A 9594-nucleotide genomic window follows, 5' to 3' on the forward strand; every position below is an offset into this window, starting at 1 on the left:
GAAGGATTAAGATTTTCATTGTTCCTTGTGAACGCAGCTCATGGGGTCTCTTGCATAAGTCGATTTTTTGAATATCGAACCGCAGATGAACACAGATAAACACCGATATTTATCTGTGTTCATCTGCGTTTATCTGTAGTTTTTTTATTCTTATTCGGATTTTTGCAAGAAGTCTAGTGAATAGTGGGTATGACCCTTTAATGCCGATAGATTTATAAGAGGTAAGAATAAAATTTAATATGTCATTGTGAGGAACGTAGACGCAAAGCGGCTTCCTGTAGGCTAGGAATCGTAATAGCGGAGATTGCTTCGTCGTTCCTCCTCGCAATGACGGAAGATTGTTAGATTTTGCAAAAGTGGGATGCTCGCTATTTATCTGTGTGCATCGGTGTTTATCAGTGGTTTGATATCCAAAACATCGGCTTATGCAAAAGGACTATTTTTGCTGCTCACTGTTCTTGTTAATTTTCGCCCAAGAGGGATTCAAACTCAGCTTGTAAAGCTGTGAAATCTGCTACTCTTGCTACCAATAAATTATCTCTACCTGCATCAGTTAAACGTCTTTTCCAATAGTTAATGCTTTCGGAGTTATTTAACCAAAAATGAATTACGGTGTCTACTACTTGATCTAAGTTCCAATCCGATTTGGCCGGAACTGTTTCTATAGATTCTAAGAACGCATCTAATGTACAAATATGCGTTCCTAAGTATTCCACACCTTCGTGTTGAGGCTTTTTGAGATTCTGCTGTTGATGATTAAAAAACTGTAAAACTGGAGATACTCCTACAAGGTCAAAAGTGTATTTCATTCCAGTCCTCCGACTTGTTAATTAATTATATGAAATTTTGAGTTTGGATGGCAATAATTATGAGCCTAATTTTATATAACTTGCATCCACAAAAAGTAGAATTGCGGCTTATATCATAAGTATTAAAATTCAGTAATTAGTTAGCACTTGCAACCTTTGAGTGCTAATTTTTAGAAAATTAAGTAGTGTATTATTAAAGAGTTTCAGGCATTATTTCATGGGTGTAGATTATTTTTAATAATTTTTTAATTCTCTCATTTACGGATGGGAAGGGTGAAGTGGCGGCTTTAGCTGCTGCCTGTTTGTGGGCTGTAGCTTCGGTGGTGTACGGCCTTCTAGGGCAACGTATTCCGCCAATACAGCTGAACTTAATTAAAGGGATAATTGCGATCGCTCTTCTGCTACTGACGATTTTGGTGTCTGGCGAATTATCACCGCAGCTTTCTGCTTTGCCTGTATGCTTACTTTTTCTCAGCGGTGCTGTGGGTATTGGTTGGGGTGATACAGCCTTCCTGGCTGCGATCAATTACTTGGGGGCGCGACGGGTTTTACTTTTGGGAACTCTTTCCCCACCAATGACAGCGATCGCCGCTACAATCTTTCTGCAAGAAACGCTCAATGTTAGCGCTTGGTGTGGAATTTTGCTAACGATTTTGGGAGTCGCTTGGGTAGTAACAGAACGAGTTCCTGGTACAAGCGAGGTCAATTCAACGCAGCTATGGCCAGGAATCGGCTTCGGTTTGTTAGCTGCAATCACAAATACCGCAGGCTCTATCCTATCCCGTGCAGCATTTGCGAATACAAGTATTTCCCCTTTATGGGCTGCTTTGTTGCGGTTAAGTGCAGCGGTGTTGACGATTTTGGTGTGGGCATGGTTTTCCGCTCCCAAGCAGATGAGATTTACCTATCCCTACTGGCAATCTAGGCGAGTAATTTTAGCAAGTTTCTTTGCTGCCTTTTGTGGAACCTTCTTAGGAATTTGGTTGCAGCAAACAGCAATTAAATTCACATCTGTAGGAATAGCTTCCACGCTGTTGCAGACTAGTCCATTGTTTGTCATCCCCATCGCCATTGGGATGGGTGAAAAAGTGAGCCTCAGAGCGATCGCAGGTGTAGGCATAGCGATCGCGGGGATTGGATTATTGTTTTATTTGAAGTAACTCACAGCCCTAAACCTAGAAGCCTTGTTATTACTCATATCTGATAAATTCCGCTTCGTTGCTAAACAGCAACGAAGCGGGAATTTCATCCCACCCAACAAAAAAAACCTCAGCTTAACGGCTGAGGTGAGGGGGAGAAAACCAAATGACGATGAGAGATACCGATACCGAAGTCAAAAAATCTTAGCTAACGCTGAAAGCAACCAAACCTATAGTAATAACGAGTAATGTAGCGAATGCACCTTGGAGAGCGTATTTGCGTTGTTCCCAAATTGCAGGGTACTCAGCGTAATACATTTGGGGTTCAGTTGCGTAGTTATTTAAAATGCCTTCTTCATTAACGGTTGTGTACATAGCGCGTTTTCTTTATTTGTTAACTTATGTAACTAAATTTAACAGTATTGTTACAAAGTGTCAACAGGGCTTGACATCAAAAGATTTATAGAGTTAATAAGATCTGCTTATAACACTATTTCAAATCAATGCCTATATGGTTCGGTGTGCAACGGGCTGGTTATGCCTCTGCCATTTGACACACAGCTTGTTGAATTGTTGAAGGGGAATGTTGAATAGGAATTTGAATGATGAACTCTGTGCCATTGCCGAGACTGGAAACACAGTCTAGATGCCCATGATGTTTATCGACTATCACTTGACGAGCGATGGTTAAGCCCAAACCAGTTCCTTTGCCAACTCCTTTGGTCGTAAACAAATGCTCAAATATCTTCTGCTTCACATCCTCTGTCATGCCAATTCCATTATCTTGAATGCGAATGATAACAGATTTTCTATTCTCTGTTAGTCCGGTTGCGATCGTAATTCGATTGGGATGTTGTTGGCGATATTCATAACTTTGCCCTTGATGCGATTCATCCAAAGCATCGATCGCATTTGCCAGAATATTCATGAACACTTGATTAAGCTGTCCAGAAAAACAAGTGACCGCAGGAATATTGTCATATAACCGCACTACCTCAATCTCTGGACGCCGCTCGTTTGCTTTCAGGCGATATTTGAGGATGAGTAGGGTACTATCGAGTCCTTCATGCAGATTAAATTCCACTGGGTGTTCTGTGTCCGACCGAGAAAACGTCCGTAAGCTGGTGCTGATATTTTGAACTCGTTCTATTGCCCCTTTCATAGACAGGAGCAGTTTTGGCAAATCTTCAGTTAAAAACTCCAGGTCAATCTCCTCTGCGTGGTCTTGAATATTAGATAATCGATCGGGATAGGCTTTCTGGTAGTGGTGTAAATGCTGTAGTAAATCTTGGACGTATTCACTGGCGTTACTGAGGCTGCCTTTGAGAAAACCGATTGGATTATTGATTTCGTGGGCAACACCAGCCACCAAATTGCCCAAAGCAGACATTTTCTCACTTTGGATAATTTGCGTTTGTGCCTGTTGCAAGTCTTGGATAGCTTTTTCCAAATCTTGGGCTTGCTGCCGTAGCTGTGCTTCTGACTCTAGTAAAGCAGCTTGGGTTTGCTTTCGCTGTGCCACTTCTTGTTCAAGTTGCTGGTATGCCTCTACTCTTGTAGCCGCAGCTTGAATTGTCTGTCCAAGGAATTGGATTTCGTTATTTGGCAATCCACTGGGCATGACAAAATGGTCAATGCTTTGACTGTCGGTAACAGCTTTATTCAAACGTTGGAGTGGATGTAAGACAGATCGCTGAATCATCATTGTCATCAGTCCCAGAATTGCTGACATCCCAATGAGTAAAGTCAGGGTAGAGGTAGAGAAGGTTTGCCAAGCCTGCTGTTGCAGTTCTTTAACATCGAGAATAGCGATCGCTAACCCGCGTTGGTCTGCCAGACCAAACAGTGTACTGCTAAAGGGCAAAATTTCCACTAATGCTGGCCTACCGTTGATCGTGGTTCTGAAACTTCTTTGCAAACCCGTTTCAGAAGCCTGTTTGAGGATATGTGCCAATTCTGGATGAATTGAAGCATAAGGCGGGTTTTGTAGTTCTGCTCCACTCCGAGCCAAGGTTTGTCCATTGGGACTGACGATCGCAACTTCTACTACTGTTGGGAGTGTGGCGTAGTTTTGTACCACTCGCTTGATAATACTCGTATTCCCCAGTTCGATTAATCCTTCCGTGGAAAACCCCACCCCTTGGGTAATCGATTGGGCACGGTGTTCTAGCTCTTGCTCCAACTTTGATTTAATCAAGAAGTAGTTGAATCCCAATGTGGTTAAGCCAACGGTTGCTAGAGAAATACCAAAACCTATCAGTAGTTGGTGGGATAAATTATTTTTAGATGACTGACTCATGACTTCCATCCTGTCATGACTTCATTGACAAGTGCGGTATTAATCTCTACATCTTGCCGAATCACTCGACCATGACGCGGATCTGCTTGGAGCAGTTGCACAATTTCTGCCTTTGCTGAATTGAGACGACTATCGGCTGCAAACATCCGCCGATTTAAAGTAATATCACCTTTTTTTAATCCAGCATAATCACTGGCAAAAGACTCACCACTTTGCCCCAGTTTTTTCCCAACTGTGTTAAATACTTTTGTCGGCTGCGTTTCAACAGCGTGCATCACGTCAAACCATGCCAGTAGAAATTGCTTGAGTTCTGCTTTTTTCGTTTTTACTATGCTGTCACTGGACATCAAGATATCAATCACCAGACTATCCACTTGCTTGGTGGTATGAATTACATTACCCTTGATACTCTTCGCTGTCTCCCCTAGCATCGGTTCCCACAGTACAGCAGCGTCGATCTCACCTGCCCTAATTTTTTGGGCTGCTACATCATTGGAGTAATCCCGAATCTGAACTTCAGAAGGTTTAATATTATGGGCTTTCAAAGCTTCCAGTAAAATTAAATGGTTGACAGTTCCTAACTTTGCTCCTACTTTTTTACCGCGCAAATCTTCTACAGATTTAATTTCTGGCTTTGCAACAATTCCGTCTGCTCCAGCAGAAATATTGGTCGTCATTAACACCACAGGCTTACCATTACCTGGATCAACTTGCATCACATCCCAGAATGAAACAAATGCTGCATCTAGCCCACCACGGAGCACAGCCCGACTGGAATCTTGCTGGTTATCAAACCGCACCAACTCAACCTCTAGCCCCCGCTGCTTGAAGATTCCTGCGGGTTCGGCATAGCGTGCAATGTCAAATCCTACCCAGCTTGTAATTCCCACCCGAAGTGGTTTGAGAGATTGGTTTTGCCCAATACTACAGGCATTGGTCACAAACGTCAGGCAAAGGGCGATCGCAAACAAACACAAAAAGGTAGGCTTAATACCTAACCTCAACTTTTGCTTCCACCAAATACCTAATGTGTCAATAATCTGAGCAATTTTCATGACCTACCAACCCTACTCTGGGAAAACTGTACTCAAGAATCAGGGTTCCCAAAAATATAGTTGGTATAACGTTACCGTTCACCGAGCGCTAGCTTTTTAGGTCAAATGAACATTAACGCAGATACTTATGCGCTTGGCTGAAAGTCACTAGACCGAAAACTTTTATGATCGCTTTTAGCTATGAGTCTCGCAGTCACTATTGATATTAAGTTTTCTTTCTTAGCTAAACTCTTAATTAGCCTCAAACCCTTGCCAGTTAAAGTTTATAGCTTACCGCACTATATAAAATTACCCTAAATTTTTTGGCTATTTTCTTTACTTAAGTTCACAGTAGTTCTTATTTATTTAGAACATAATCTTGCGTTATTCTTGATATTTTTGCACCCATACATGAGATAAAAAAAGATGTAGTTAATTCACCTAAAAATCGCTGTAATCTGTTGATAAATATATTTCACCATCCTATTTGATTCGTGAACGTACTCATAGAAACAGACCACAGGAAAAGAAGGGAAACAAAGGAGGTAGATGTGTACGGAGTTTTTCTCAAAAATCAAATAGGAGTTATACATGGGAAAAGGTAAGCGGATAGGCATTCTTACCAGTGGAGGAGATTGCTCTGGTTTGAATGCAGCGATCAGAGCTGTTGTCCATTGTGCTTGTGGAAAAGGTTGGGAAGTACTGGGAATTCGTCAAGCAACTGTGGGATTAATGGCGCGTCCACCGCAATTCACCAAACTGGAAATTGACCAAGTTGACCCGTTGTTAACTTCTGGTGGGACAATGTTAGGAACCACCAACAAGGGCGATCCTTTTGCTTTTCCGATGCCTGATGGTAGTGTATGCGATCGCTCAGAGGAAATTATTGCAGGCTATCATCAACTAGGTTTAGATGCTTTGATTGGGATTGGTGGCGATGGTAGCTTGGCTATTCTCCGCCGCTTGGCACAACAAGGCGGTATCAATTTAGTGGGGATACCCAAAACAATTGATAATGATATTGGCATTACCGAACATGCCATCGGTTTTGATACAGCAGTAAATATTGCCACAGAAGCACTCGATAGGTTGCATTTTACCGCTGCTTCTCACAGTCGAGTCATGATTTTAGAAGTGATGGGTCGTGATGCAGGACACATTGCCCTAGCTGCGGGAATTGCTGGGGGTGCAGATGTGATTTTAATTCCAGAAATTCTCTACAATATGGAGCACATTTGCTACCAAATTAAACAGCGCCAAGAGCAAGGCAAAAACTATTGTTTAATTATTGTTTCCGAGGCAGTTCGGACTCAAGAGGGTGAATCTGTCACCATGACAAATCGTTTCGGTGAATCTCGATATGGTGGGATTGGGCAATATTTAGCCGATCAACTTAGCGATCGCATTGGTGCAGAAACCAGAGTCACAGTTTTAGGACATATCCAACGGGGTGGAACTGCTTCACCACTAGATCGATTAGTAGCAGCTGCCTTTGGTGTAGCAGCAGTAAATCTCATAGATGAAGAGAAATATGACTTCATAACAACCTGGCAAAATCGCCAAGTTCTGACTGTACCAATTGCTGAGGCGATCGCTCAATATAGAGCTGTCAATCCAGAAGATACTTTAGTGAAAACTGCTCGTGGCTTGGGTATTTATTTAGGCGATTAACAAAGGAAACTGGTTTAATAAAAAAAATGACCTTTTGAACTTCAATTGTAGGGTGGGCAATGCCCACCTAGTTCTGCAAAACTACGTAACGATTGAGGTAATGGTCAATTAGATATTTAGTCCGTTAGTTTTTCTCTAGATTATAAGGAAAAAAGCCGAGCGTAAAAATTCATTTGACCCAAAAACCTGATTTTTCTATTTTTGGGATATTGCAACTACATTGAAAGGGATAGCATGGCTCACCAAAACCCTCATCTGGTGGGCATTGCCCATCCTAATCCCCTATTTGTATTGCAAAAATCAAATCTAATTCCTACATTGGAGCTTATGTTTTGTTATTCAATAGTCGAGATAAAGAATGTAGAAATAGCAGCGTAACTAGCAAAAAAAATGATGGTGGTAAGCATATAATAATGCTCCTTTTATTAGTGAAGTAATAGCTCTGAACTGTATGCTATAAATATATGACCATTTTCCAGTGCACACATCTGCTAAAAAGACTATTTTCTTAACTAAGCTTTTGTCAAAAATGAACAAAAGTAGCCAGAGCGAAGTATATCTGAAGAATTACTTAAAATAGCGTGCGTTAAGTTTCTCTAGACCTTGCTTGATTTGTAAAATTGATTTACTGCTTACCTAACGAGTACGATGGCAATTCACCAATTGCAACTGTAGGATAGATATTTTTAGAGTGTGATTGGTTGGCAGATGAACATAGGAATAATCGAGCCTTACAGTGACGGATTTCTAGAAGTTGTACCGGAGGGTGAAGGTGGCGACTATTGGCACATTGCAGCCATACACATCAATGGCAAAGCCTTTTGCCCTAGCCCTAAGCTTTATCGTTCCGAAAAGGTAGCATTGGCAAAAGCTGCACAAATTTATGATTGGATAACTGAACATGAGCCAGAAATCAGTGAGGGGGGTAGCTACTGCTCAAAGTTGCAGCTGATCCTGTGGTATCAACCGAAAGCGTCTTAGTTGAATACTAGAAGAAGTGCTATCGGGGTGCGATCGCCATATTAAGATGTAGTCTGATCAAGACTTTGCTCGTTTGCGATCGTAATATTCGTCTAGCTCAAGGATTGGGGTATACAAGTGAGAAAAATCTGGCTGATGGGTTTGACACTAGTGAGCTTGGGGATGCCGCTATTATTTAAGTTACATTCATCTATATCAGTAGTACCAACGGTTGCACCTTCACCACCAAAAACCATCCGCTACGAGCAGCGAACTCTACCACAAAGCATAGTTCATATCCTGTCAATTCCCACTGATAGCCGATTTTTGGTAACACTTGCACTATCACCGAAAGTGGATACTGTAGAAGAATTTGCCCAGAAACATCAAGCGAAAGCAATCTTAAACGCAGGCTTTTTTGACCCAGTTAATCAAAAATCTACATCTCATGTAGTTCTTTCTGGCCGTGTAGTCGCCGATCCCAAAGATAATGAACGGCTGGTGAACAATCCCAACTTAAAACCTTACCTCAGTAAAATTTTCAATCGTACAGAATTCCGCCGCTATCAATGCGGTGAAACTATCACCTATGATATTGCCCTGCATAGTGAGTCACCATTAGCAGGGTGTCAGTTACTCGATGCTGTAGGCGGTGGGCCTGGCTTGTTACCAGAACTTACCTCAGAACAAGAAGCCTTTGTAGATAAAACCAATGGAAAAGATGCAATTGGCAGCAATCAACCTAATTCTAGAAGCGCTGTAGGCATTACTGATGATGGCAGCATTGTTTTAGTCATGGTAGCTCAAAAACCAATCTCCCGTCTTGCTAATTCTGGGATGTCCTTGCCAGAACTAGCAGATTTCATGAAAACCCTTGGTGCCAAAAAAGCGATGAATCTGGATGGAGGAAGTTCATCTTCACTTTATTACAACGGCAAAACTATTTACGGTAAGCTAAATCTTCTGAGAAAACCAATCAAGCGACAGGTAAAATCAGTTTTATTGGTTCAAGAAAATTAGAGTCTAGATAGGAAAAGATCACAATTTTTACCGTCCTCGCAATATCCTCACATAATATTCAACATTATTACTGATTTTAAAATATCCACCTGTGAATGAAGCTAGAGAAAGTAAATTTCTTGAGCATTTATGAAATTAATCCAAATACTAAAACTAGCTGTAGTTCCTGTTATGGCTGTATTTAGCTGTCTATCTACATCAAATATAGCACTAGCTGACTACTTAAATAGCGAAGGGGCAGGAGGTGATTATCGTTATGAATTATGGTCTAGCGATGATAGCAGTAATTACTATTTGAAAATCTGGTCAAGGGAGGCTAGTCAAGAAAGTAACCCATACAATACAACTGGAAATTTCACTTCTAGTAGGGAAGCTCTAATTTATTTTGATTGCAATTACGCTGGTAAAAGTTTACCAGAATGTCCCAAATGATATTTTGCTATCCATTAGCCTGATTTTTGTCAAAATTAAACTTGTTGTAAACATCCGAATAAGAATAAAAAAACCACAGATGTAGACACGAAGTGGCTTCCCGTAGGGTACACAGATAAACACAGATAAATATCGGTGATTATTTGTGTGCATTTGTAGTTCAATGTCCAAAAAATTGACTTATGCAAGAGACTCCATGATCTGCGCGCACAAGGAATAATGAAAATGAT

9 protein-coding genes are annotated in these 9594 nt (G+C 41.2%); 5 read left to right on the forward strand and 4 right to left on the reverse strand.

The window, feature by feature from the left end; genetic code table 11:
- Positions 1-461 precede the first annotated feature (461 nt).
- Positions 462-809 carry a hypothetical protein gene (locus BV375_RS04465; protein ID WP_086757694.1) on the reverse strand — a complete coding sequence of 116 codons (348 nt, stop codon included), beginning with the start codon at positions 807-809 and terminating at the stop codon, positions 462-464.
- 278 nt (positions 810-1087) lie between these two features.
- Between BV375_RS04465 and BV375_RS04470 the strand changes: the two genes are divergently transcribed.
- Positions 1088-1969: a DMT family transporter gene (locus BV375_RS04470; protein ID WP_243713841.1), complete on the forward strand. Its 882-nt coding sequence runs from the start codon at positions 1088-1090 to the stop codon at positions 1967-1969.
- Between the two features lie 183 nt (positions 1970-2152).
- Here the strand turns inward: BV375_RS04470 and BV375_RS35755 are convergent, their stop codons facing one another.
- The 3 genes from BV375_RS35755 to BV375_RS04480 form a co-directional block, all read right to left on the reverse strand.
- Entirely contained in the window at positions 2153-2323 is a 171-nt protein-coding gene (locus tag BV375_RS35755; RefSeq protein ID WP_143841989.1) for a ssl1498 family light-harvesting-like protein, read from the reverse strand.
- 160 nt (positions 2324-2483) lie between these two features.
- On the reverse strand, positions 2484-4247 hold the full coding sequence (locus tag BV375_RS38990; RefSeq protein ID WP_086757699.1) for an ATP-binding protein: 1764 nt from the start codon (positions 4245-4247) through the stop codon (positions 2484-2486).
- Entirely contained in the window at positions 4244-5302 is a 1059-nt protein-coding gene (locus tag BV375_RS04480) for an ABC transporter substrate-binding protein (protein ID WP_086757701.1), read from the reverse strand. Before BV375_RS04480 ends, BV375_RS38990 begins: the two co-directional genes overlap by 4 nt.
- Positions 5303-5872: 570 nt before the next feature.
- Between BV375_RS04480 and BV375_RS04485 the strand changes: the two genes are divergently transcribed.
- The 4 genes from BV375_RS04485 (at position 5873) to BV375_RS04500 (ending at position 9364) form a co-directional block, all read left to right on the forward strand.
- Positions 5873-6952, forward strand: a complete 1080-nt coding sequence (locus BV375_RS04485; protein WP_086757703.1) for an ATP-dependent 6-phosphofructokinase — start codon at positions 5873-5875, stop codon at positions 6950-6952.
- A gap of 708 nt (positions 6953-7660) precedes the next feature.
- Positions 7661-7933: a hypothetical protein gene (locus BV375_RS04490; protein ID WP_086757710.1), complete on the forward strand. Its 273-nt coding sequence runs from the start codon at positions 7661-7663 to the stop codon at positions 7931-7933.
- Positions 7934-8050: 117 nt separating this feature from the next.
- Entirely contained in the window at positions 8051-8932 is an 882-nt protein-coding gene (locus BV375_RS04495; RefSeq protein WP_086757707.1) for a phosphodiester glycosidase family protein, read from the forward strand.
- Positions 8933-9061: 129 nt separating this feature from the next.
- A complete protein-coding gene (locus BV375_RS04500) occupies positions 9062-9364 on the forward strand; it encodes a hypothetical protein (RefSeq protein ID WP_208096187.1) in 303 nt (100 codons plus the stop codon).
- The last annotated feature ends 230 nt before the right edge of the window (positions 9365-9594 follow it).

Source organism: Nostoc sp. 106C, from assembly GCF_002154725.1.
Classification (GTDB): Bacteria; Cyanobacteriota; Cyanobacteriia; order Cyanobacteriales; family Nostocaceae; genus Aulosira.

Excerpts from the sequence above, each read along its gene's own strand:
- BV375_RS04465 (WP_086757694.1), bottom strand. The coding sequence starts at position 809 with ATGAAATACACTTTTGACCTTGTAGGAGTATCTCCAGTTTTACAGTTT.
- BV375_RS35755 (WP_143841989.1), bottom strand. The coding sequence starts at position 2,323 with ATGTACACAACCGTTAATGAAGAAGGCATTTTAAATAACTACGCAACT.
- BV375_RS38990 (WP_086757699.1), bottom strand. The coding sequence starts at position 4,247 with ATGAGTCAGTCATCTAAAAATAATTTATCCCACCAACTACTGATAGGT.
- BV375_RS04480 (WP_086757701.1), bottom strand. The coding sequence starts at position 5,302 with ATGAAAATTGCTCAGATTATTGACACATTAGGTATTTGGTGGAAGCAA.
- BV375_RS04485 (WP_086757703.1), top strand. The coding sequence starts at position 5,873 with ATGGGAAAAGGTAAGCGGATAGGCATTCTTACCAGTGGAGGAGATTGC.
- BV375_RS04490 (WP_086757710.1), top strand. The coding sequence starts at position 7,661 with ATGAACATAGGAATAATCGAGCCTTACAGTGACGGATTTCTAGAAGTT.
- BV375_RS04500 (WP_208096187.1), top strand. The coding sequence starts at position 9,062 with ATGAAATTAATCCAAATACTAAAACTAGCTGTAGTTCCTGTTATGGCT.